Raw genomic sequence first — 23,191 nt, 5'->3', positions numbered from 1 at the left:
GTGGATTCATCGTAACCAGATCGCTACCGCGACCGGTGCAAAGCATACGACCCGGTTGTTTCGAGCTCGCGCTTCGCGCGGAATCGTTCACTGCGCGGGCTCGAATTCCCGATTCATTTGCGCACCTTCGCAGTCGAGCCATCACGCGCCTTCGCAGCCGGACCATCAGGTTCGGGGTGTGCCTTTGACGGCGCGGGCTGCGCGGCGCTAACCGCATCCGATGCCAGAAAACTGTCGATCAAACCGGCCTCGAGCTTGGCGTGGGTTTCGCGGTCGGCCATGGCCGCCTCGCGGGGATCGGCGGCATGCTTGTCGTGCGCTGCGGGGTTGAATTTCTCCGCCATATCGAGCCTCCATGGCAGGACAACGCCTCCGTTATCTCGACGTTCCCGGTCAGGTCGCGCGGAAGGTCACCGAGGCTGTCCCTTTCCCGGGTTAAGGGGCAAAGGAGCGGTGGATTTTTAGGGCCGATGATCAATATCGCACAGACAGCCGCCGCGACTTCGGTTGGATTATCGGACGCGATGAGATTGCACCCTCATCGCGAGGGACGAATTGCGGAGCTCCGGGATAGAATTCCGACCCCAGCCCGTTTGGAATTTTAGGATCGGGGCGCCCGCTGGACCTTGTCGCCAGGCCGGAGGACTGGGCGTTCAGGGTCCCGCTTGCAAAGACGACCGGATGATCGCCGATTTCCCTTCGTGTCGCCGCGGTCATTGCGGCCGCAGTAAATCAGAATGGCAAAAAAGCCGGGACGGCATGGCCTTTCCGGCCTTTTTGTTGGCTTTTCCGCACTTCTCCCCGAGGTGGCCGCCGCTGGGGCCCGCGGGTCCCTTGGTCAAGTCCGCATCCGCAGTGTATCAGGGGGCAGCATCGAGCCTCCCGATCACCCCATTACGGATAAAGCGCGCTTGACCCAGGCCCAATTGACAAAACCTTTTCTTGAAGTGCTGTCCGGCCACAGGCTAAAGGTGCCGCCGGTCTGGATGATGCGGCAGGCCGGCCGCTATCTGCCCGAATACCGCGAATTGCGCGCCAAAGCCGGCGGCTTTCTCGACCTCTGTTTCACGCCGGAATTCGCAGCCGAGGTCACGCTGCAGCCGATCCGCCGTTTCAACTTCGATGCCGCGATCATCTTTTCCGATATTCTGGTGATCCCTTACGCGCTTGGCCGTTCGGTCCGCTTCGAGGCCGGCGAGGGCCCGCGGCTCGATCCGCTGGATACGCCTGAGAAGGTCGAAACCCTGGCTGAGCAGGCCGACTTCGGCAAGCTCGAGCCGGTCTATGAGGCGCTGCGCCGGGTGCGCCGCGAGCTCGATTCCAAAATCGCGCTGATCGGCTTTTGCGGCGCGCCGTGGACGGTTGCGACCTATATGGTGGCCGGCCAAGGCACGCCGGATCAGGCGCCGGCGCGGATGATGGCGTACCGCCATCCGGAGGCGTTCGCTGATATCATCGACGTGCTGGTCGAGAACTCGATCGGATATCTGTTGGGGCAGCTTGCGGCCGGCGCCGACGTGCTGCAGCTGTTCGACACCTGGGCCGGCGTGCTGCCACCGCGCGAATTCGCACGCTGGTCGGTCGAGCCGACAAGGCGGATCGTCGAAGGCGTCCGCAAAAAAGTACCGGGTGCGAAAATCATCGGCTTTCCGCGCGGCGCAGGTGCCCTGCTGCCCGGCTACGTCGAAGCAACCGGCGTCGATGCCGTCAGCATCGACTGGGCCGCCGAGCCGGCATTGATCCGCGAGCGCGTGCAGAACCGCGTCGCCATCCAGGGCAATCTCGATCCGCTGGCGCTGATCGCCGGCGGCGCGGCGCTCGATGCTGCGGTCGATGACGTGCTTTCAAATTACGCAAAGGGACGGCTGATCTTCAACCTCGGGCACGGCATCCTGCCGGAAACCCCGATCGCGCATGTCGAGCAGATGCTCAAGCGAGTGCGGGCGTATAAGGGCTGATGAGTAAAGCCGCGCCTCCTCGGCTGTCATACCCGCCAACGGGTCTCGCCCCTGGCGAGCCCGATGACAGGCTCCAGCGGGTATCCAGTAATCGCCGGCCTGCGCAAGAATCGAGACGCTGCGGCGTACCGGATCATCCGCTTTCGCGGATGATGACAACCGCGTTTGTGGAAGCTACGACGGCCGATCACTTCACCCGGCTGCGCTCGATGATCGCGGCTGCGCCCTTGTCCAACAGTTCGAGGCCGACGGCGCGGCCGAGTTCGCGCGGGCGGTCGGCGGGCCCTGTGCGCGAGGCCTCGATAAAGAGATCGCCGGCCTCGTCCAGCACCGAAGCGGTCAGCGACATCTCTCCGCCATTGATGGTGGAAAATCCCGCGATCGGCGAGTTGCAATGGCCGTTGAGCACCCACAGCACTTCGCGCTCGGCATCGGCGCTGCGATGCGCGTTAGTGTCGTCGATGCGCGAGAGGATGCTTCGGGTCTGCCAATCGCCGGCCGCGCATTCCACCGCGACGATCCCCTGCCCCGCCGCCGGCAGCATTTCCTGAATTGAGAATTCGTAAGCAATACGGCTGGCGAAGCCGACGCGCTCGAGTCCCGACCGCGCCATGATCAGCGCGTCCGCCGGACCGACCGCGCCGCCGTCGGCAAGCCGCTGCATTTCCGAATTATCGAGTTTTCGCACCCTTGTGTCCGCGGCACCGCGGTAATGAATCACCTCGATTTCCGGAAACAGCCGTCGCGCATAGGCCGCTCGCCGCACCGCATTGGTGCCGATCTTGAATCCCCTGCCCCGCGATCGCCTGAGATCGTCGACCGAGATTCCCGCGCGCAGCACCAGGACATCGCCGGGCGGATCGCGCGGCAAGGTCGCGCCGATCACGAGCCCCGGAGTGTCTTCATTGCCCGGCATGTCCTTGAGCGAATGCATCGCCGCCTGCAATTCGCCGGACAGGATCGCTTTGCGGATTTCGGCCACGAAAGCGCCGCCCTTGCCGCCATGCGGCAGCAGCTTGCCGACCTGATCGGTATCGCCAGTGGTCTCGAACTTGACGATCTCGACCGCGACCTCGGGAGCAACCGCGGCGAGACGCCGGGCAATCTCCTGAGTCTGGGCGAGCGCCATCGCGCTTTTGCGCGTGCCGATCCGCATTCGAATTGCCACCATCGAGGCTCCCTTCGACGCCGCGCCGGAATCGCGGCCAGCTTCCGGATCGAGGATAGAGCCAGCGCATGCCGCAATGCAACGCATGTTCGGCGCCTGAGGCTAGCGCGCGTCCTGCAAAATCATGTCGGAGGCTTTCTCGGCGATCATGATGATGGGCGCGTTGGTGTTGCCGGACACCAGATCGGGCATTACCGAGGCGTCGACCACGCGCAAGGCATCGATGCCGCGGACGCGAAGCCGCTGATCGACGACCGCGAGCGGATCGTTCCCCATCCGGCAGGTCGAGGTCGGATGATAGATCGTGCTGCCCCGTGCACGGCAGTAATCCAGCAGTTCCTTATCGGTGGAAACTTTTTTGCCGGGATCGACCTCTTCCACCACGAACGGAGCAAGCGCCGGCGCGTGCAATATCCGGCGCAATATCTTCAAGGCCTCGATATTGGCGGTGCGGTCGACGTCGCTTGAGAGGTAATTGATCCGTATTTCCGGAGGCGCGGTGGGATCGGCGCTGCGGATACGCAGCGAACCGCGGCTCTCCGGGCGCAACTGGCAGACCGATGCGGTAAATCCGGAGAACGAATGCAGCTTTTCGCCCATCTTGTCGGTCGAGAACGGCAGGAAGTGAATCTGGATATCCGGCGTCGCAAGGCGGGGATTGGTCTTGAAAAACGCCCCCGACGTCCCTGCCGCGATCGACAGCGGGCCGCTACGCGAAACCGCATAGCGCAAGCCGGCCAAAACCTTGCGGAGGGGGCTATTGACGACGTCGTTGAGCGTGATCTTCTTGGTGCAGCGCATCACCATACGGACCTGCATGTGATCCTGCAGGTCGTGGCCGACACCAGGCGCATCGAGCACGACGTCGATGCCGTGCTTTTGCAGCAGCCCCGCAGGTCCGACGCCCGAGAGCTGCAGGAGCTGCGGCGAGTTATAGGCGCCGCCGCACACCAATATTTCCCTGCGCGCCCGCGCCGTTCGCACCGCGCCTTCTTGGCGATACTCGACGGCGTCGGCACGGCGTCCGGCGAAGACGATGCGCTGCGCCAAGGCCGAACTCTCGACGTGCAGGTTACCTCGGCCCAGCGCGGGGCGGAGGTAAGCCACCGCCGTGCTCGCCCTCCTGCCCCGCCGCGTCGTGGTCTGGAAGAAGCCGGCACCTTCCTGTGTCGCGCCATTGAAGTCGGGATTGAAGGGTATGCCGGTCTCGACGGCGGCTGCAATGAATGCCGCGGAGATCGGATCGGGATGGCCAAGATTGGAAACCGGCAGCGGACCGCCGACACCATGGAAATCGTCGGCGCCGCGTTCCTGGTTCTCGGCCTTCTTGAAATACGGCAGGACGTCGTCAAAGCCCCAGCCGTCGTTGCCGCGCTGGCGCCAGCGATCGTAATCCTCGTGCTGGCCGCGAACGTAGAGCAGGCCATTGATCGAACTCGATCCGCCCAAGACCTTGCCGCGCGGCTGGAACACCGCCCGCCCGTTCAGCCCGGGCTCCGGTTCGGTCTGATACATCCAGTTGACGGTTTTTTCCTTGAACAGCTTGCCGTAGCCGAGCGGCACATGAATCCAGAGATTTTTATCCTCCGGGCCGGCTTCGAGCAGCAGCACCGAATGTTTTCCGTCCGTGCTCAGGCGATTTGCGAGCACGCATCCGGCCGATCCGGCGCCGACGATGACGTAGTCGTATTCGGTCTTGCCGTCACCCATGAATGGCCCGCCACATATGCAAACGTTGGATAAGGAACCGGGCAGCGGGAGAGCGCTACCGCTTTTCCCCGCACGACCTCACGATATTTGTTCGGGCTTTTTGCCCAAACCTCAGCATCTTGTCGAGCCTTGGTGAGCGAATTTTGGAAGTGAGCTTCAATTTCGGTGCTTTGCTTTCGGACCACACTGGAAGATTTCCCTGCGGCTCTTCGCGAACGGCGGTGAGGAAGGACACGTCGCCACCGGCACCAAGTCGTCGCTGAAGCGGGCCGCGCCAACGGCGCATCGGTTCGCAGCGCTGGGATGCCCCGACTGGTCTTCCACCTGTCGTGCGCGCATTGTAAGAGAAGCCGGTGCGAACGAGTGACTGGCGCGAAACTGGAACGAACATGCCTCCTGCTGGAAGCAACGGTGCCGCGGCGGCGCCGATGCATATCGAGACCGATGTCCTCGTGATCGGTGCCGGCGGCGCCGGCATGTACGCGGCTCTTGAGGCCGCGCGGGCCGGCGCGGCGGTTGTTCTGGCGGACCGCAGCCTGGTCGGGCGTGGCGGCGCCACCATCATGGCGCAAATGACAGTCGCCGCAGCGCTGGGCGAGCAGACGCCGGATCATTGGGAACATCACCTGTCCGATACGCTCGCGGCCGGACGCGGTCTTTGCGACGAGCGTCTTGCCGCACTGCTGTGCGAGGATGGACCGCGGCGGCTGCGCGAGATGGATGACTGGAAGGTCGGCTGGGCGCGCGAGGATGGTCATATCAAGCAGGCCCAGGCGCCCGGCCATGATCGACCCCGTTGCGCCTATGTCGATTTTCTTTCCACCGGTCCCGCGGTGTCGCGCACCCTGCGCTCGCAGCTGAACGCTGCGAACGGTGTCCGCCGCATCGGCGAGCTTGTGATCGTTGATATCGCGGTTCGTGACGGCGAAGCCTGCGGCGCGACGGCCCTGCATCTGCCGACCGGACACGCCGTCACGCTCGCCGCCAAGGCCGTGGTCATTGCGACCGGCGGACTGACGGGACTTTATCGCCGCAACAGCGCATCTTCCAACATGGGCGGTGACGGCTATGCGCTGGCTCTGCGCGCCGGCGCCGAGCTCATCGACATGGAGTTCGTGCAGTTCTTTCCCATTGGCCACCTTGCGCCGAGGCTTGTCGGCATGGACCCGATCATGTGGGATCCGTTCCGCTATAAGCTGGGCGGCAAGCTGCTCAATTCCGAAATGCGCGAATTCGAGCAAGACTATGCGACGCGGGACAACCGCAGCGATGGCCGTTACGTGCTGACGCGCGATCTTGCGACCTACGCTATAACAAGGGAAGTCGAAGCCGGCCGCGGTAGCCCCGCGGGCGGCGCCTATCTGAGTTTCCAACACGTGCCCGAGGCCGAGATCCGCAGCGCCTTCGGGCCCGTGGTGGATCGGCTTGCCGCCAACGGCATCGATCTTGCCAAACGCCCCGTGGAAGTCGCGCCGATCGCGCATTACCACATGGGCGGCGTGCGGGTCGACGAGACGCTCCAAGCACGTGTGCCCGGTCTTTACGCCTGCGGCGAAGCGGTCGGCGGAGCCAACGGCGCCAACCGGCTATCGGGCAACGCGATCACCGAAGCCTTTGTGTTCGGCGCCCGCGCCGGTCGCAACGCCGCGCGATGTGCGTTGCAGAGACCGTCGCTGTGGTGGCCGCAGGCCGCTGGTCCCGCGCTCGATCTGCTACGCAGCGCGCAAAGGCGCGACGCACCCAATCTGGCGGCAGTCGTCGCAGAGTTGAAAGCGCTGATGGCCGATACGGTCGGGCCGTTCCGCACCGAGCAGAAGCTGCGTTCGGCCGTGCAGGCCATTGAGCGGTTGAAAACCGAAATCGGCGAGATCCCGTTTTCATCTGCTGCGGCGTTCGATCCTGTGCTGGTCGACTGGCTGGACCTGCGCAACATGCTGCTGGTCGCGCAATCGGTTGCTTTGCCGGCGCTCGCCCGCACCGAGAGCCGCGGCGCGCATCAACGGGAGGATCATCCAGGTCTCGATGACAACTGGTGCGTCAATCAGTTCGTAGCTCTTTCGGGCGGCAAGATCCATCTCGCCCGCAGCGCGCCATCGACCGGGAGGGCCGCGCCGTGAAGGCAACCCTCGCGATCCAGCGCGGCGCGCTCGGCGAGCCGCCACGCGTCGAAAGCTTCGAGGTCACGTTCGAACATGGCCAGTCTGTGCTTGACGGCTTGCGCGCGCTTCGGTGCGAGGTCGATCCGTCGCTTGCGTTTCGGTTCTCCTGCATCAACGCCAACGCCTGCAAGGAATGCATGATGCTGATCGATGGTAAGGTCGATTACGCCTGCACGGTCCGACTGAAGGAAGGCGTGACCGCGCTTGCGCCCTTGCCGAAGAAGGCCTTGATCCGAGATCTCGTCACCGAGATCGCTCCGCCAGACGAGCGACTCTGGCCGCGACAGTAACGACGGCAGTGTGCGGTGGTGGCCCTGTTCGCTCGCGGCCAAAGGCGTTTTCGAACTCCGTACCATTTGCGGAGATGAGCGCGGTGGCCAAATCCTCGCTCGCCGTGTTGATGAAGTTTGTGAAGCTGTTCATAAGAAGTTTGTTCGATTCCGTTGTCATGCTTGACTCCATCTCCAAGTTTTATTTGCGGATATAGAGCCGCCCCGTGCGTGAAGTTCTGCATCGGCTACGCAGCCTTCGGTTCAGCGAGACGCCCGGTACTTGCTTCCGCGCCCCGGCGGTTGGCAAGCAGGATGATCCCGCCCGCCGCGAGCGCCGCCAGACCGATCGCGAGGAACATCGGCAGCGCGCTTTGATAGTTCTGTTGCAGCGCGCCGGCGACGAACGGCCCGAGGATGGCGCCGACCCGGCCGACGCCCAATTCCATTCCGACCGCAGTCGCCCGCACATTGGTCTCATAGGCCGCCGCGGTGAAATTGTTCAGGACGAACTGCGCGCCGATGATGAAGAACCCGGCGGCCGCGACGCAGGTGACATTCACGAGATGGTCGTTCAGGAATACCAGCGTCAGAACCGCGCATCCGCCGAGCGCCCACCACAGGCCGAGCAGGCCGCGGTTATGGCCAAACCGGTCGACGAGATGGCCAAGTGCAATGGCGCCGACAAAGGACATGACCTGCATCAGCGCGCCAAATCCGAAACTGGCCGCGAATGTCTCGCCGCGCGCGATCATCACCGTCGGGATCCATCCGGACAGGCCGAAAATGCAGAACAGGCTGAGAAAGGCGGTGGCCCAGATCGCGATCGTGGTCCGGCGGTAACGCGGCTGCAATAGTTCGAGGATCAGGTTTCCCGACGCCTTGTTGTTGTCAGCGACAATCGCCGCGGACGCATAGATATGGGCGCGCTCGGGCCGCAATTTGGCGAGCATTCGCCGGATCTCGGCGACCCGTCCTTCCATCACCAGGAACTTTGGCGACTCCGGCAGCGTCAGATGCATGAACGGCAGCAACAGGAAGGAGAGCGAGCCGATCCAATAAAGGCTCTGCCAGCCCCATGACGGCGTGGCGAACACCCCGACAACTCCCGCCAGCGTGCCGCCCGCGGCCCAGCCCAACGCGACGCCCCATAAGGCAAACGTGTTGGCGACCCGGCGCGGCGCCAGTTCGTTGATGTAGGTGGTCGCGAGCGGCAACAGCACGCCGAGGCCCAGTCCCGTCAACAATCGCAGCGCGCAGAACGTCAGAAACGAGTTGGCGAGCCACGCGGTGAGAAGCGTGAAAACGCTTGTGACCCATAAGCCGGCCAAAAGTGCCCCGCGACGCCCGAACCGGTCGGCCGCCACGCCATGGATCGCCGCGCCGAGCAGGAAACCGACCAATCCACTGGAGATCAGAAGGCCCGCCTGCCCGGCTTTGAGGCCCCAGGGTCCGGCGACATAGTGGATGACATAGGCGGGATTGAAGGTGTCATAGCCATCGAACAGCGTCAGCAATCCCATCATCGCGCCGAGGCGCCAATGGAACACGCCTACCTTGGCACCCGCCAGTTCCTCGTGAACGTCGATCGTTTGCAAAGTCATCCTAGCCTCCCCGATGTCGTTTGGTCTTTTTGAAGTCACTTGCCACTATTCTGCGGCTTGGGCGACCTTGCCGGATTGCGAGGCGCTGTTGTCCGCGAGCTTGAACAGCCGGAGCGCGTTATCTCTTCCGATCTTCTTGCGATCCGCCTCGCTGATCGTTGCGCTGTCGAACCATTGCGCGGCGTGATCGATGTTCTCGAACGGCCAATCGGCCGAGAACAGAATCCGGTCGGCGCCGATTTCCAGCAAGGCGTCGATCAGCGTCTGGGTACGGAAATTGCCCGACGTCGTCAGGTAGAAATGCGCGTTGAAATATTCGCAGATCTTCTTTTTCGCCTTGTAGCGCGGCGGCGCCTTCACCCAGCCGTTGCGGTGATCGATCCGCCACATGCTGTAGGGCAGCCCCTCCCCCATGTGGCCGAGAATAATGCGCAAGCCCGGATACTTGTCGAACAGGCCGGAGCCCATCAGGCGCAGCGCGTGGACGGCGGTTTCCTGGCCGAACGCCCAGGTCGGCCCCAGCAACCATTCGTGGCCTTCATAGATCCGAGAATCTTCAGTGAGCGGATTGCGCGGGTGCAGATAGAACGGCACGTCGAGCTGTTCGACCGTCTCCCAGAACGGCCAGTACCGGTCCAGATCGTAATAGACGGCATTGCGCGCCTCGCCGACCTGCGAGAAGCCGTTCACCAGCGCGCCCTTGAAGCCCATCGTAGAGACGGCGCGATCGAGTTCGACGATCGCGAGATCCGGATCCTGCATCGGAAGCGCCGCGAAGGCCTGAAAGCGCTCGGGGCGCCTGGCGACCTGTTCGGCCAGATAATCGTTCGCCCGCACCGCGATTTCATTCGCCTTCTTGGCGTCCGGTATCGCCTGCACGGCCGGCGCGTTGAGCGAGAGGATCATCATCTCGACGCCCTGCTCGTCCATTTGCCGCAGCCGCTTTTCCTGGATGTCGAGCAGGCGCTCCTTCAGCTCGGGCCAATAGCTCTCGGGCGCGAAGCCTGCGGAATCCATCAGCGTGTCCGGAATGGCGAAGTGCTCCTCGAGCGCGATCTTGCCCTGCATTGTCATTCTCCTTTTTGGTTTCAGTACTGTCCTTGCGGCACGAGGCCCAGCGCCATCTGGCCATACATGGTACCTACCGCATCCCAGTTCATGCTGATGTGACGGCCGACGGCGTTGGCGTCGCGCCATGCCCGTTGCACCGGATTGGAAAGGTCCAGCCCCTGCCCGCCGGTCGAGGCATTAAGCGCTTCGCTGGCACGGATGGCCAGCGAAACCGCAAATGCCTGGCCGCGGCGGCTGACGATCCGGTCCTCGATCGACACCGGCCTGCTTGCGCGAACTGTAGCGGCGCGGTCGCGCAAATCGCGTAGCAGGATTTCGCGCGCGGCATCGGTCGAAGCCGCCGCTTCCGCGACCCGCAACTGGATCGTGGGGAATTCCGCCATCCGGTTGTTGCTGCCCGCAACCGCGCCGCGCGTGACGCGCTTGCTGGTGGCTTCGAGATAATCCTCCAGCGCGCCGGCCGCGGTGCCGACGGCGACGGAAGCAAGGCAGGAGGGAATATTGCTCAGCATCGGAATGGAAAACCCCGGGTTGTCCGAATAGAGCAGCGCGCCCGGCGTTTTGCCGGATGTGGTTTCAAGAAAGGTGAGAACCCGGTGTTCGGGCACAAATACGTCTTTCAACTGCAGCGTCTTGCTGCCGGTCCCGGCAAGGCCGACGACATTCCAGTTGTCCTCGATCAGATAGTGCGACGCCGGCACCAGCAAAAACGCCGGGACAAACCGGTCGGCTTCGCTGCGCGACGGCAGCAGCGCGGCACACAGGGACCATTGTGCATTGTCGCAGCCGCTGGCGAAGGACCAGCGGCCGGTCAAGACATAGCCGCCATGGGCGGCAACCGCTTTGGTTGCCGGCGCATAGGATCCGCAGGCCAGCGCGTCGGGGTTTGAATCCCAGACATCGCGCTGGGCTTGCTCGTGAAAACTCGCAATCAGCCATTGGTGGGCGGCGAGCAATCCGCCGACCCAGGCGGTCGATGCGCAGGCCTTGGCCAGATCGATGTTGAGGTCGACCAGGACATCGAAATCGTACTCGTAGCCGCCGAAGGCGCGCGGTCTCACAATGTCGAAATAGCCGATCGACCGCAGCGCGAGGATGTTTTCGGCGGGAACGCGCCCGCTTTTTTCCGTGGCGTGCGCTCTCGCCTTGATTTGCGAACTTATACTGGCAACCCGGAGCTTGAGATCGCCGACGCTCGGGCGTCTGCCGAACGGCTGGTCAGAATTTTTTTCGAAGACCTGTGCGGCAACGTTCATGTCGGTTCCTCCGTCATCCAAGATTCCAGGCGGCCGTGGCGGCCTGCTTAGGCGGCTTTGGTTTCGGCTGGCACGGAAAAGCAGTAGGTCGCATCCTGATAGATTAGGGGATCGACGGGATCGTGAACGTTCACGAGTTCGGCCTCGCCGATGAAGATTGTGTGCGTGCCGTAGGGAACGGCGGCGGCCTTTCGGCAAAAGATATTGATCTGCGCGGTTTCGAGATAACTGATGCCTTCGGGCGAGACCGCCCATTCGCCGAGACCAAAACGTGTTTCAGGCGGCAGCGCCCCGCTGAAGGCCGCCGATAACGCGACCTGATCCCGGCGCAGCAGGTTCACGCAGAACCGGCGCGCCAGCAGCATGATGTCGTGAAGCAGGCTCGCCTGGTTGACGCAGACCACGAGCGACGGCGGGTCGAGGGAGAGCGAGGTGACCGCGGTCGCCGTCATGCCATGGCGACGGGTCTGGTCGGCCGAGGTGATGACCGTGACGGCTGCGGGGAAGCGGCGCATCGCAAGCTTGAACGACGCGCGAAGGTCGTCGGTGGCGGCATCCAGGGACATGTCTCGCTCCGGTAACGCAAAGCCCGCTTCTCGGTCGGATTATTTCAGTTACAATATTTGCAAATGCAACTATTTGTCAATCAAAAGTTCTAGCCGCAATTTACTTGTGAGACGGACGCCCTTCCGGTAACTGTCGGCGCGCAATTGTTGCGGCTTGTCGGAGCCCAAGGCCTTGTACAGACTTTCGAATTCCTTTCCCTATCTGCTCAACCGGGTCGGCGTGCGGATGGGCGAATTGTTTTCGCGGCGCATTGCGCCGTTCGGCGTAAGCTTACCGATGTACCGGGTGATGGCCGCGCTGTGGGAAAAAGGCGATCAGCGGCTGAGCGACCTTGCCAGCGTGACGACCACGGAGATTTCGACGTTGTCGCGGCTGATCGGCGAGATGAAGCGCAAGGGTCTCGTCACGCGCAGTCGGCTGGAAGACAATGGACGAACCGTTGCCATCAATCTCACGTCGAAAGGCCGAGCGCTGGTGGAAGAGCTGATGCCGATCGCGGTGCATTTCGCCGAAGTGGCTGTGGAGAATTACAGGGAAGACGAGGTCGCCCGCCTCAAGACCATCTTTCGGGAAATCTACGAGACGCTCGGATCGATCGAGCCGGAGATTGAGGCTGCGAAAGCTTCGGCGAAGCCGAAGCGGAAATCGCTGTCAAAGCGACCACCTCGGCGATCGTGATCCCAATACCGGCCGGTGGCGTGTTGTCGCGGTCCTGGAGCACGCGGCGCATGTTCGGGATGGCGCCTCGCCCTTTTTGCGAGCAGCATGGCAGCCCTTGCACACCGCAGCCTGTTTCATCAGCACTATCTGGCCTTCCCCGTTCGGCATCGCAGCATGAAAATTGCATGGAATATGCAGGACCCCGGACCGTGAGTGACGCAATGAACCTCATCAACCTGGATATTCGGATGCTGCGCTCGCTGATGTCGGTGGTCGAGACCGGAAGCATCACCGAGACCGCGCGGCGGCTCGGCCGCACCCAACCGGCGATCACCCTGCAACTGCAGCGGCTCGAGGAACTCACCGGAAAGGCCATCTTCATCCATGAAGGCCGCCGGCTGTTCCTCACCGCGGAAGGCGAGACCGTCTTGAGCTATGCGCGCTCGATCCTCGGTTTTCATGACGAATTGCTGTCGCAGCTCGCCTCGCCGGATATCGAAGGCCACGTCGTGCTCGGCACGCCCGACCTCTATGCCGCCTTCATGCTGCCGGCGATCCTGAAAATCTTCCGCAAAGCCTTTCCGCGCGTCCAGCTCGAGTTGAACTGCTCGCTGTCGACGCCGCTGGTCGGATGCGTCAAGCGCGGCGAAGTCGATATTGCGCTCGTGACCCGCATGAACGATTTCACCGGCGGGCAGGTGGTGAGGCAGGAACAACTGGTCTGGATGACCGGCGAGCAATCCACCGCCCACAATGAAAAGCCGATCCCGCTCGCGCTTTTGCCGCCGGGCAATATCTTCCGCGACCATGCGATCGAGCAACTGGAGGCCGCGCGGCTAAGATGGCGCATCGCCTGCGTCAGCCACAGCGTCTCTGGCTTGCAGGCCGCGGCGTTTGCCGGCATGGCGGTGACTGTGCTCGGCCGAAGCGCGCTGGTGCGCAACATGCGCGAGATCGGCGCTCCCGAAGGGCTGCCGCCGCTGCCCAAGGTCGATCTCCTGCTCTACAAATCGCCGGCGGCAACATCGAAGGCCGCAGGCGCGCTGCACGATTACCTCGCGCATTATCTCAATCTCGATGACGAATTGCTGCTCGGCAAGGAACTGCCGTTGTCGCCGGCCGATGCCGTCTCCGGCCCTTCAGGACATTCGGGGACGAAACCGGGCCCAGGGCCGCGCGGCTTCGAACGCGGCGGCGATGCGCACAATCAGGTCCTCGTCGAGCCAAGGCGCGACAATCTGAAGCCCGATCGGGAGCCCGTCGCTATCGAACCCGCAGGGAATCGTCGCGGCCGGCAGTCCGGTCAGATTTATCGGCCACGAGAACGGCGACCAGCCTAGATGGCGGTCGACGGCGACGCCATCAACCCGGTCGACGCCGAGCGCGCCGGCTTGGAATGCCGTCACCGCAACCGTCGGCGTGACGATGGCATCGACTGTCTTGAAAATCTCCAGGAAAGACGCGCGCAGGCTGTTGCGGCGATAATTGGCCTCGACATAGTCGATGCCGCTATAGGTCGCGCCTTGGGCAACAACGTCGCGGTAGTCGCTGTCGGACGAGGCGAGCGCGCTGGTATCGCGGCCTGACACGGCTGCCGCCTGCTCGGTATAGGCGATCGGTTTCAGGATCCGCTCCAGCATATCCGGCGCGAACTGCACACAATCCGGCACGATATCGGCGCCGAGCGAGCCCAAGGTGTCGGCCGCCAGGCGGAAAGCCTTGCGCACATCGGGCGCGACCGCGGCGTAACCGAAGTCGACACTGCTTCCGATCGTGATGCCGTCAAGCTTGCCCGGAATCGCATCAAAACTGCGCGGCGGCACCGGCAGGCTCGCGGCATCGCGCAGATCATGGGCGGCGACCACTTCCAGCAACAATGCGGCATCGGCCACGGTGCGCGCGATCGGCCCGGTATGCGCCAGCGAGGCCCATGATGGCGGTGAAAATCCCGGCGACCGCGGCACCAGTCCGAATGTCGGCTTGATGCCGACCACGCCGCAGAAAGACGACGGCACCCGGATCGAGCCGACGCCATCGGTGCCAATCGCGAGCGGACCGCATCCGGCGGCAACCGACGCCGCGGCGCCGCCGCTCGATCCGCCGCTGGTCCGATCCGTGTTCCAGGGATTGCGGGTGATGCCGGACACCGGACTGTCGGCGGTGAGCTTGTATCCGGATTCGCAGGTGGTGGTCTTGCACGTGACGATCGCGCCCGCCGATTTCAGTGCCGACACCACGGCCGCATCGACGCTCGGCACCAGATCCTTGTTGGCGGGGGCGCCGCCGAGCGCGCGCACGCCGGCGACATAGACGAGATCTTTTATGCTCACCGGGACGCCAGCCAATTTGCCTTCGGGACGTCCTGTCGACCACGCCGCGGTGGCTTCGTCGGCCGCGGCGCGCGCGGAATCATAGGTCGCGGTCACGACCACGTTGCACGATGCGTTGGTCAGTTCCAGCGCGGCGATGACGTCTTCGATGACGTCACGCGGCGTGAATCGCCTGCTGCGATAACCCTCCAGCAGCTCGACGGCCGAGAGTCTCGCCAATTCGTTCGCGTCGACGGCGCCGTCGGCGCGCGCGCTTCCTGCTTTCACCGCATGCCTCACAAATTCAAAAGAGCGGCCGCCACGGCCTTTTTCGCCATCACGGTCACGAGATGCGCGCGGTATTCCGAATCCGCGTGGATATCGGAAGTCAGGTTTTTCGACGGCACTTTGATCGCCGCGACCGCGCTTGGCGTGAAGGACGCCTCGAGCGCGGCTTCCATCGACGCGACGCGGAAGACGCCGGGGCCGGCGCCGGTCACGGCGACACGGACTTTGCCGCCCCTCTTGGCGACGCAGACCCCGACCACGGCATAGCGCGACGCCGGCGATTTGAATTTCGCATAGCCGCCGGCAGACGGAATCGGAAAGCGCAACGACGTGATGATCTCGCCCGGCTCGAGCGCGGTCTCGAACAGACCCCGGAAGAACGCGTCGGCCGCAATCTCGCGGCGGTCGGTGACGACACTCGCATCGAGCGCCAGCACCGCGGCCGGATAGTCGGCGGACGGATCGTTGTTGGCGACCGAGCCGCCGATGGTGCCCCGGTTGCGTACTGCGGGATCGCCGATGCCGGCGGCGAGATGCGCCAACAGCGGTATCTTGCCGCGCACCAGTTCGGACTCCGCGACATCGACATGGCGGGTCATCGCGCCGATGGTCAGGATTTCGTCACTCGCCGAAATCCCTGATAATTGCGGGATCTTCGACAAGTCGATCAGCGCGGCCGGAGAAGCGAGCCGCTGCTTGATGGTCGGCAACAGCGTCATGCCGCCGGCGAGCGGCATGCTGTCGGTAACGGCGCTCAATAATGCCGAGACTTCATGAAGGCTGTCCGGCCGGTGAAATGCAAATGATCTCATTTTTGTTTCCTCCTATTCCGCGGCGCGCGGCATCACGGCGTTCTGAATAACGCGCCAGATCCGGTTCGGCGTCGCCGGCATGTCGACGTGCTGAACGCCAAGATGCGACAGCGCGTCGACCACGGCATTGATGACGGCGGCGGGCGAACCGATCGTGCCGACCTCGCCGCAGCCCTTCACGCCCATCGGCGTGTGGGTGCACCGCGTGGAATGGGTCTTGATCGTCATGTTCGGCAAGTGATCGGCGCGCGGCATGGTGTAGTCCATGAACGAACCCGACAACAGCTGCCCCGAGACGTCATCATAGACGGCGTTCTCGAACAGCGCCTGGCCGACGCCCTGAACGATGCCGCCATGCAACTGGCCTTCGACGATCATCGGATTGATCACGGTGCCGACGTCGTCGACCGCGGTATATTTCTCCAGCGTCACGATGCCGGTCTCGGGATCGATCTCGACCTCGGCGATGTGACAGCCGCCGGGATAGGTAAAATTGATCGGATCGTAATAGGCCTGCTCCTCGAGCCCGGGCTCCAGCACCTCCAGCGGATAATTGTGCGGAACATAAGCCGCACCTGCGATTTCCTGGAAGGTCTTGCCGCGGTCGGTGCCGGCGACCGAGAACACGCCCGCCTCGAACTGAATGTCCTGCTCGCTCGCTTCAAGCAGATGCGCCGCGATCTTCTTGCCTTTTGTCACGACCTTGTCGCTGGCCTTCGCTAGCGCGGCGCCGCCGACGACGAGCGAGCGCGAGCCATAGGTGCCCATGCCGAACTGTACGCGGTCGGTATCGCCGAACACGATGTCGACGTTGTCGAAGGCGACCCCGAGTTTTTCGGACACGATCTGCGCGAAGGTGGTCTCATGCCCCTGCCCGTGATTATGGGTGCCGATCAGGACCGTCACCTGTCCGGTCGGATGCACACGAACGGTGGCGCTCTCGTAGAGTCCGCCGCGGGCGCCGAGACGGCCGGCAAAGCGCGACGGCGCCAGGCCGCAGGCCTCGACATAGGTCGAAAACCCAAGGCCGCGGAATTTGCCGTCACGTTCGGAAGCCGCCTTGCGCGCGCCAAAGCCCGCGACGTCGGCCGCAACGAGCGCGCCTTCAAGGCATCCCATCGGATCGCCGGAATCATATTCGACCAGCACCGGCGTCTGATACGGATAGGCTTCCTTCGGGATGATGTTGCGCCGGCGTAACTCGACGCGATCGATCCCCATCTCTTTCGCCGCGACGTCGACCAGCCGTTCGACCACGAAGGTCGCCTCGGGACGGCCGGCGCCGCGATAGGCATCGACCGGCACGGTGTTCGTGAAGACCACCTTGACGTTGCAATAGATCGCGGGCGTGGTGTAGACGCCGCTCAACAATGGCCCATAGAGGTTGGTCGGAATATTGGGACCGAAGGTCGAGAGGTAGCCGCCCATATTGGCCAGTGTTGCGACCTTCAGCGCCAGGAATTTTCCGTTCTCGTCGAGCGCAAGTTCGGCTTCGGTGACGTGATCGCGGCCGTGACGATCGGAGACAAATCCTTCGGAACGGTCGGCCACCCATTTCACGGGACGGCCGACGCGTTTTGCGGCCCAGGTGATGACGGCTTCCTCGCCATAGTGGAATTGCTTGACGCCAAAGCCGCCGCCGACATCGGGCGCCACCACGCGCATCTTCTGCTCGGGAATCTTCAGCACCAGCGCGCTCATCAGAAACCGCACCACATGCGGAAACTGGCTGGTGGACCACAGCGTGTAATGACCGGTGCCGGCATTATATTCGGCGATCGCCGCGCGCGGCTCCATTGGATTGCCAATCAGCCGATTGTTGACAAGGCTTAAGCGCGCGACATGCGCGGCCTTGCGGAAGGCGACCGCGACCGCGGCCTTGTCGCCGAGCTCCCAGTCGCAGCACAGATTGTTCGGCACATCGTCGAACAATTGCGGCGCGCCCGGGCGAACGGCTTCGAGCACGCCGACCACCGACGGCAGCACCTCGTAATCAATCTCGACCGCCTCAGCGGCGGCGCGCGCCTGCTCCAGCGTATCAGCGATGACGAAGGCGACCATATCGCCGACGAAGCGCACCTTGCCCTGCGCCAGCATCGGGAACGGCGGCTCCTTCATCGGCAGGCCGTCGGAGCCATGGATGCCCCAGCCGCAAGGCAGCGATCCCAGGCCGTCGGCCGCGACGTCCTCGCCGGTCAAAACGGCCTCAACGCCCGGCAGCGCCAGCGCCGGCTTCTTGTCGATGCCGCGGATCACCGCGTGGCCGTGCTGCGAACGGATGAACACGCCGAATGTCATGTCGGCGCGCTTGACGTCGGCGACATAATTGCCGCGACCGGTCAGAAAGCGGAAATCTTCCTTGCGGCGCGGCGCGGCGCCAATCCCGATGACGTTCGACATGGTCATTCTCCGATCGCGGGTGCGTTCATGGCCGCCGCACCGGCCAAAACCGATGCCACGATGTTCTGGTAACCTGTGCAGCGGCAGATATTGCCTTCCAGACCGTGGCGGACTTCGGCCTCCGTCGGCGCCGGATTCTTCGCCGTCAGCGCCACCGCCGTCATCACCATGCCGGGCGTGCAGAAGCCGCATTGCAGGCCGTGATTTTGATGGAACGCCTCCTGCATCGGATGCAGGCGATTGGAGCCGCCTAATTCGGCTAATCCCTCGATCGTCGTCAGCGTGCCGCCATCCAGCATCGGCGCGAGCAGCGTGCAGCTCTTCACCGCCTCGCCGTTGAACAGGACGACGCAGGCCCCGCACTGGCTGGTGTCGCAGCCGACATGCGTTCCGGTCAGGTTCAGGGTCTCGCGGAGCAGGTCCGCGACCAATGTCGCGGGCTCGACATCGACGGTCCGGGGCCGGCCGTTAAGCGCAAAACTGATCATCATGGGTGACCTCCGGTTGGTTGGCTGACATCAGGCAAGAACACGGGCGCGGCCCGCCGACCAGGTGGCGAGCAGGATATCGCCGATATCAAAGGGATCGCGGAAAAATATGCGTTCGGGGATGTAGGCGACGAAGTCTTCGTCCGGGATAGTATCGAGCATCACCTTGACGAACGAGCCCTGGTACTCGATCGCCAATACCCGGCTCGGCAGCGCCGTCGCGCCGTTTTCAAGGCCGGACGCATCCGCGCGCATCAGTTCGATATCATCGCGCCGAACCGCGAGATCGATGCGATCGCCCACCTCGATACGCGGATTGGGCTTTACACCGACCTGAATTCCACCGCGGTTCGGCTGCGAGATCACGAGATGATCCTCGCCGACTTTTTCGACCTTGCCGGACAGCACATTCTGCCCGCCGAGGAATTCCGCGACATAGCGGTCGCGCGGATGGGCATAGACCTCGCGCGCGGGGCCTGCCTGCTTGATCTTGCCCTTCTCCATCACGACGACGATGTCGGCGAGCGCGATCGCCTCGAGCTGGGTGTGGGTGACGTGAACGAAGGTGATGCCGAGATCGCGCTGCATCCGCCGCAATTCCTGCCGCATCTGCACGCGAAGCTGTTCGTCGAGCGCGGAAAGGGGTTCGTCGAGCAGCAGCACGCGGGGTTCGGTGATCGCCGCGCGCGCCAGCGCGACGCGCTGCTGTTGTCCGCCTGATAGATTTGCCGGCAGACGATCGGCCAGTTCCGTCAGCCGCACCTTCTCCATCATCCGATCGACGGCCTTGTAGCGCTCCGCCTTGGATTGCCCGCGCACCCGCAGCGCGAAGGCGATGTTGTCGCGGACCGAGAGATGCGGAAACAGCGCGTAGGACTGGAACATCATCGCCGTCCGCCGCTCGACCGGCGCCAGCCCCACGACATTCTCGCCGCCGATGACGATTTCGCCGGCGGTCGGATCTTCGTGGCCGGCGATCATGCGCAGGATCGTGGTCTTGCCGCAGCCGGAGGGGCCGAGGAAGCAGCAATAGGCGCCGTCCGGAATCTTCAAGTTGACGCCGTCAACCACATTGGTGGCGCCGTCAAAACTCTTGCAGAGACCGGCCAGTTCGATATCGCCTTTGCCAGCGCGCATGGAGGATTCCCTTAGTGACTATTGTCGGCGCGGACACCGCGGCGCTTGTTGATGAGAACGATGGCGCCGATGCAGATGCCGATAATGGCGAACGAAACGATCGTCGTCACCGTACCCAGTGCATAGAGCGAGGGCGAGGTCACGTTCAGCGTCATGCTCCAGATTTCGAGCGGCAGGGTGTTGAGGGAGCCGGCGGTCTGCAGCGTGCGGGCGAACTCGTCATAGGACAGCGTGAAGCCGAACAGCGCGACGGCGACGAGACCGGGTGCCAGCACCGGGATCACGACGAGCCGGATGGTCTGCCAGCGGCTCGCACCGAGATCGCGCGCTGCCTCCTCCCAGACGCTGTTGAAGCGCGACATCACCGCGAACATCACCAGCACGCCGAACGGCAATGTCCAGGACAGCTGCGCGCCCAGCGCAGAGGTGTACCAGCTCGGGCTGATGCCGACCCATTGGAACAGAAGGCCGACGCCGATGCCGAGCACGAGACCCGGCGCCACCAGGCTGCCGATCATCAGATAGAATACAAAGGTGTCGCCGAAAAACCTTCGCCGGAACGCCAGTCCCGCCATGAAGGAAAACACCAGCGTGATCACCGTCACCAGCGCGGCCAGCTTGATCGAGCGATCGAACGAGCCCTTGACGTCGCCAGTGCGCACTTGCGTGAAGAGGTCGATGAACCAGTGCAGCGAGTGGCCCTTCATCGGAAATACCAGGCCGCCGCGGATATCCTGAAACGACAGGATGTAGATGCAGATCATCGGCCCGTACAGGGCCGCGACGTAGAACGTAAAGACCGCCGCGAGCACGTAGAATGTCCAGGGCCTGCGGTCGCTTCGCGCCACTACGCCGCGTCGGGCCTTGCTCATCGAGACATCGTACCTTTCCAGCGCCACCGTCATTGGGCGATTTCCCGGCGCAGATCGACCGCGCGAAGGATGGCGGAGATCACGACCGTCAGGATCAATGTCAGCACCACCGCACTGGCCGCCGCGAGCGGATATTGTAGCACCCCGACGTTTTCATAGAACGCGCTGACGACGGACGCCGAACTGCCGCCGGACATCACCTTGACGACGAAAAAGTCGCCCATCACGATCGAAATGACAAAAATCGACCCCAACGCGATGCCGCTTTTCGACAAGGGAATGACGATGTAGCGCATGACGTCGAGGCGGCTCGCGCCGGCATCGAGGGCGGCCTCGACGATCCGCTTGTCGATCCGCGCCAGCGAATTGAAGATCGGCACCACCATGAAGATCGTCAATTGGTGGACATAGGCGATGACGACCGCCAGACTCGAATAGAGCAGCACCTCGATCGGTTGGTGGATCACCCCCGTCGCAAGCAGCGTCGAGTTGACCAGCCCCTCCTTTCCGAGCAGCGGAATCCAGGAGATCATCCGGATGATATTCGAGGTCCAGAACGGAACGGTGCAGATCAGAAACAGCGAGATGGCGAGCAACTGGTTCTTGACATGAAACACCAGGAAATACGCGACCGGAAACCCGATCAGCAGCGTAAAGACCCAGGTCAAGACCGTGAACTTCAAGGTCGCGACATAAAGATGAAAGGTCTGCGCCGAGGTCAGGACATCGAGATAGTTCGCAAGCGTGAACGTCGGCAATAATCCGCCGAAGCCATCGGTCTCAAAAAAACTTGCCGCGAGCACCACCAGGATCGGCAGCAAAAAGAACGGCACGAGGACCAGCATCAGCGGGGCCACGTACAGCCATGCAGTTAGATTTCGCCGCAACATCCGGTATGGCCTAACTCAAGTCCGCCTAAAACTTCTTTGCGAGAAGGAGCTGCCGATGCGCGCGCCGCACCGGCAGCTTGTGCTGTCAGATCAAGCGACCTTGAAATCGTTCCAGCGCTTGTTCATGTAGGCGGCCTCGTCCATCAGCGTGTTCCAGCACGAGATGTTCTTGACCCGCTCGAGGAACGAACCGCCGTCCCGCTTGGTGCCGGCCTTTTCCATCGGCACGCCGTAGGGATCGTTGATGATTTCGGGTGCCGGCTTGCCGTCGTACCAGAAGTCCCACTCTGCGGCGGTGAGGAATTTCTTCGCCGTCGAAGGCACCGGGCTGTAATAGCCGTAGCGACCGACGAAGCCGCCCTGCCAGCCCGACAGATACCAGTTGAGATATTCGTAGGCCGCATCGAGCTTCTTGCCCGACAGATGCTTCATCAGGCCCATGCCGTTGCACCAGCCGCGGTAGCCTTCCTTGCCGTTCTTGATGTTGACCGGCGCATAGACGCAAGGGATTTCCTTGACGCGGACGGCCGCAACCGCCGGCGACCACATCGACTGGATCACGACTTCACCGGCCGCCATCAACTGCACCGATTGGTCGAACGTCGTCCAGGTGGCGCGGAACTGACCGTCCTTCTTCAGCTGGATCAATTTGTTGCAGGTGAAGTCGATCTCCTCTTTGGTCATGTTGCCTTTGTTGGCGTATTTAATGAGGCCAGCGCTTTCGAAGCATAACGCGGCGTCCATGATGCCGATCGCCGGGACGTCGAGGATCGCGGCCTTGCCCTTGAATTTCGGATCGATCAGATCCTTCCACTCGGTGACTTCATGGCCGACCAGATCGGGGCGATAGCCGATCGAGTCCGCGTTGTAGACCTGCGGCAGGAACGTCGCCCATTCGGTGACGCCGTCATGTAGTTCGGTGGAATTGGGCTTTTCGATATACATCGCCTCATAGGGCGAAATGCCCTGGCGCGGAATCTTGTGGCCGTCGATCTCGCCCTTGGTGAAAATCGGCAGGATGTTATCGAATTCCTTGATCTTCTTGACTTCGATGCCCTGGATCACCGACCGCTTCGCCGCGAGTTTTGCCTGCCAGCCTTCGAGGTCGGCGATGTCAACCGAATCCGGCTGGCTGATGAAGCGGTTGATGGCGGCTGACGTATCCAGATTCTGCATCGTCACTTTAAAACCGAGATCTTTCGCCGCCTGGTCTCCGATCGCTTTCACCACCGAATAGGACACCCCGACATGCCGCAATTCGATGTCCTTGATCTCCTGCGCCCAGATCGTCGGAAAGCCGCGGATCGCGTCGGAGCCAATCGCGGCGCCCGCCACCGCGGCGCCGGCCTTGAGCACGGCGCGCCGTGACAAGTCTTTTCGCTTCACCGGTCTCTTTGCAGAAGACGCGTTATCATTAGTATTGTCATCATCCAACATAACTATCTCCGTTGCCTGTTGATGGACTGGCCCGCGTCCAACCGGCGCGTGGTCGCGACGTGTTGATGTCAAAGCGTAGCGGCGGAGATTTCGACTTGTAAAATCGGAAGTGGAAATGCGAGCTATAAGGCCAGCT

19 protein-coding genes and 1 pseudogene are annotated in these 23,191 nt (G+C 63.0%); 5 read left to right on the top strand and 15 right to left on the bottom strand.

Annotation, left to right across the window (positions count from 1 at the left end; all coding sequences use genetic code 11):
- Positions 1–113: 113 nt before the first annotated feature.
- Positions 114–344 carry a hypothetical protein gene (locus B5526_RS26945; protein ID WP_079542834.1) on the bottom strand — a complete coding sequence of 77 codons (231 nt, stop codon included), beginning with the start codon at positions 342–344 and terminating at the stop codon, positions 114–116.
- 642 nt (positions 345–986) lie between these two features.
- On the opposite strand from B5526_RS26945, the gene hemE reads away from it, so the two are divergent.
- Positions 987–1,958: a uroporphyrinogen decarboxylase gene (gene hemE / locus B5526_RS26940; protein WP_433994665.1), complete on the top strand. Its 972-nt coding sequence runs from the start codon at positions 987–989 to the stop codon at positions 1,956–1,958.
- Positions 1,959–2,145: 187 nt separating this feature from the next.
- Here the strand turns inward: hemE and hemC are convergent, their stop codons facing one another.
- Both hemC and B5526_RS26930 read right to left on the bottom strand, forming a co-directional pair.
- Positions 2,146–3,129: a hydroxymethylbilane synthase gene (hemC, locus tag B5526_RS26935; protein ID WP_079545456.1), complete on the bottom strand. Its 984-nt coding sequence runs from the start codon at positions 3,127–3,129 to the stop codon at positions 2,146–2,148.
- Between the two features lie 99 nt (positions 3,130–3,228).
- Positions 3,229–4,836: a GMC family oxidoreductase gene (locus B5526_RS26930; RefSeq protein WP_079542832.1), complete on the bottom strand. Its 1,608-nt coding sequence runs from the start codon at positions 4,834–4,836 to the stop codon at positions 3,229–3,231.
- Between the two features lie 389 nt (positions 4,837–5,225).
- Between B5526_RS26930 and B5526_RS26925 the strand changes: the two genes are divergently transcribed.
- Entirely contained in the window at positions 5,226–6,953 is a 1,728-nt protein-coding gene (locus B5526_RS26925) for an FAD-binding protein (protein WP_197688369.1), read from the top strand.
- Entirely contained in the window at positions 6,950–7,285 is a 336-nt protein-coding gene (locus B5526_RS26920; protein WP_079542831.1) for a 2Fe-2S iron-sulfur cluster-binding protein, read from the top strand. Before B5526_RS26925 ends, B5526_RS26920 begins: the two co-directional genes overlap by 4 nt.
- A 227-nt stretch (positions 7,286–7,512) precedes the next feature.
- On the opposite strand, the gene B5526_RS26915 is transcribed toward B5526_RS26920, so the two are convergent.
- From B5526_RS26915 to B5526_RS26900, 4 genes are read right to left on the bottom strand one after another with little or no spacing between them, the layout of a single operon-like run.
- Positions 7,513–8,868, bottom strand: a complete 1,356-nt coding sequence (locus B5526_RS26915; protein WP_079542830.1) for an MFS transporter — start codon at positions 8,866–8,868, stop codon at positions 7,513–7,515.
- Positions 8,869–8,913: 45 nt separating this feature from the next.
- Positions 8,914–9,936: an amidohydrolase family protein gene (locus tag B5526_RS26910; RefSeq protein ID WP_079542829.1), complete on the bottom strand. Its 1,023-nt coding sequence runs from the start codon at positions 9,934–9,936 to the stop codon at positions 8,914–8,916.
- A 20-nt stretch (positions 9,937–9,956) separates the two neighbouring features.
- The gene (locus B5526_RS26905; protein ID WP_079542828.1) at positions 9,957–11,195 is read right to left on the bottom strand and encodes an acyl-CoA dehydrogenase family protein; all 1,239 of its coding nucleotides are present in this window, start codon (positions 11,193–11,195) and stop codon (positions 9,957–9,959) included.
- 47 nt (positions 11,196–11,242) lie between these two features.
- A complete protein-coding gene (locus B5526_RS26900) occupies positions 11,243–11,761 on the bottom strand; it encodes a flavin reductase family protein (protein WP_197688368.1) in 519 nt (172 codons plus the stop codon).
- A 172-nt stretch (positions 11,762–11,933) separates the two neighbouring features.
- Here B5526_RS26900 and B5526_RS26895 point away from each other — a divergent pair, with 172 nt between their 5' ends.
- Together B5526_RS26895 and B5526_RS26890 are read left to right on the top strand one after the other, a co-directional pair.
- Positions 11,934–12,440: a MarR family winged helix-turn-helix transcriptional regulator gene (locus tag B5526_RS26895; protein ID WP_079545450.1), complete on the top strand. Its 507-nt coding sequence runs from the start codon at positions 11,934–11,936 to the stop codon at positions 12,438–12,440.
- Between the two features lie 50 nt (positions 12,441–12,490).
- Positions 12,491–13,474: pseudogene (locus B5526_RS26890) on the top strand (LysR substrate-binding domain-containing protein); the annotation flags it as partial.
- An 87-nt stretch (positions 13,475–13,561) separates the two neighbouring features.
- Here the strand turns inward: B5526_RS26890 and B5526_RS26885 are convergent.
- The 8 genes from B5526_RS26885 to B5526_RS26850 form a co-directional block, all read right to left on the bottom strand.
- The gene (locus tag B5526_RS26885) at positions 13,562–15,019 is read right to left on the bottom strand and encodes an amidase (RefSeq protein ID WP_079545447.1); all 1,458 of its coding nucleotides are present in this window, start codon (positions 15,017–15,019) and stop codon (positions 13,562–13,564) included.
- Positions 15,020–15,027: 8 nt separating this feature from the next.
- The gene (locus B5526_RS26880; protein ID WP_079542827.1) at positions 15,028–15,831 is read right to left on the bottom strand and encodes an FAD binding domain-containing protein; all 804 of its coding nucleotides are present in this window, start codon (positions 15,829–15,831) and stop codon (positions 15,028–15,030) included.
- A gap of 12 nt (positions 15,832–15,843) precedes the next feature.
- Entirely contained in the window at positions 15,844–18,231 is a 2,388-nt protein-coding gene (locus tag B5526_RS26875; protein WP_079542826.1) for a xanthine dehydrogenase family protein molybdopterin-binding subunit, read from the bottom strand.
- Positions 18,232–18,233: 2 nt separating this feature from the next.
- On the bottom strand, positions 18,234–18,722 hold the full coding sequence (locus tag B5526_RS26870) for a (2Fe-2S)-binding protein (RefSeq protein ID WP_079542825.1): 489 nt from the start codon (positions 18,720–18,722) through the stop codon (positions 18,234–18,236).
- A 27-nt stretch (positions 18,723–18,749) separates the two neighbouring features.
- Positions 18,750–19,856: an ABC transporter ATP-binding protein gene (locus B5526_RS26865; protein ID WP_079542824.1), complete on the bottom strand. Its 1,107-nt coding sequence runs from the start codon at positions 19,854–19,856 to the stop codon at positions 18,750–18,752.
- Positions 19,857–19,867: 11 nt separating this feature from the next.
- Positions 19,868–20,728, bottom strand: coding sequence for an ABC transporter permease (locus B5526_RS26860; RefSeq protein ID WP_244562068.1), 861 nt, complete (start codon positions 20,726–20,728; stop codon positions 19,868–19,870).
- 29 nt (positions 20,729–20,757) lie between these two features.
- Positions 20,758–21,618 (bottom strand): ABC transporter permease, encoded by an 861-nt coding sequence (locus B5526_RS26855; protein ID WP_079542822.1) that lies wholly within the window; start codon positions 21,616–21,618, stop codon positions 20,758–20,760.
- Between the two features lie 90 nt (positions 21,619–21,708).
- Complete coding sequence (locus B5526_RS26850; protein WP_079542821.1) at positions 21,709–23,055, bottom strand: ABC transporter substrate-binding protein; 1,347 nt, start codon at positions 23,053–23,055, stop codon at positions 21,709–21,711.
- Between the last annotated feature and the right edge of the window lie 136 nt (positions 23,056–23,191).

It is taken from the genome of Bradyrhizobium lablabi (genome assembly GCF_900141755.1).
Classification (GTDB): domain Bacteria; phylum Pseudomonadota; class Alphaproteobacteria; order Rhizobiales; family Xanthobacteraceae; genus Bradyrhizobium; species Bradyrhizobium lablabi_A.
The sequence above is the reverse complement of the archived record's forward strand: the minus strand, read 5'-3'. Positions and strand labels throughout refer to the sequence as shown.

Excerpts from the sequence above, each read along its gene's own strand:
- B5526_RS26945 (WP_079542834.1), bottom strand. The coding sequence starts at position 344 with ATGGCGGAGAAATTCAACCCCGCAGCGCACGACAAGCATGCCGCCGAT.
- hemE (WP_433994665.1), top strand. The coding sequence starts at position 987 with ATGATGCGGCAGGCCGGCCGCTATCTGCCCGAATACCGCGAATTGCGC.
- hemC (WP_079545456.1), bottom strand. The coding sequence starts at position 3,129 with ATGGTGGCAATTCGAATGCGGATCGGCACGCGCAAAAGCGCGATGGCG.
- B5526_RS26930 (WP_079542832.1), bottom strand. The coding sequence starts at position 4,836 with ATGGGTGACGGCAAGACCGAATACGACTACGTCATCGTCGGCGCCGGA.
- B5526_RS26925 (WP_197688369.1), top strand. The coding sequence starts at position 5,226 with ATGCCTCCTGCTGGAAGCAACGGTGCCGCGGCGGCGCCGATGCATATC.
- B5526_RS26915 (WP_079542830.1), bottom strand. The coding sequence starts at position 8,868 with ATGACTTTGCAAACGATCGACGTTCACGAGGAACTGGCGGGTGCCAAG.
- B5526_RS26910 (WP_079542829.1), bottom strand. The coding sequence starts at position 9,936 with ATGCAGGGCAAGATCGCGCTCGAGGAGCACTTCGCCATTCCGGACACG.
- B5526_RS26905 (WP_079542828.1), bottom strand. The coding sequence starts at position 11,195 with ATGAACGTTGCCGCACAGGTCTTCGAAAAAAATTCTGACCAGCCGTTC.
- B5526_RS26900 (WP_197688368.1), bottom strand. The coding sequence starts at position 11,761 with ATGTCCCTGGATGCCGCCACCGACGACCTTCGCGCGTCGTTCAAGCTT.
- B5526_RS26880 (WP_079542827.1), bottom strand. The coding sequence starts at position 15,831 with ATGAGATCATTTGCATTTCACCGGCCGGACAGCCTTCATGAAGTCTCG.
- B5526_RS26875 (WP_079542826.1), bottom strand. The coding sequence starts at position 18,231 with ATGTCGAACGTCATCGGGATTGGCGCCGCGCCGCGCCGCAAGGAAGAT.
- B5526_RS26870 (WP_079542825.1), bottom strand. The coding sequence starts at position 18,722 with ATGATGATCAGTTTTGCGCTTAACGGCCGGCCCCGGACCGTCGATGTC.
- B5526_RS26865 (WP_079542824.1), bottom strand. The coding sequence starts at position 19,856 with ATGCGCGCTGGCAAAGGCGATATCGAACTGGCCGGTCTCTGCAAGAGT.
- B5526_RS26860 (WP_244562068.1), bottom strand. The coding sequence starts at position 20,728 with ATGAGCAAGGCCCGACGCGGCGTAGTGGCGCGAAGCGACCGCAGGCCC.
- B5526_RS26855 (WP_079542822.1), bottom strand. The coding sequence starts at position 21,618 with ATGTTGCGGCGAAATCTAACTGCATGGCTGTACGTGGCCCCGCTGATG.
- B5526_RS26850 (WP_079542821.1), bottom strand. The coding sequence starts at position 23,055 with ATGTTGGATGATGACAATACTAATGATAACGCGTCTTCTGCAAAGAGA.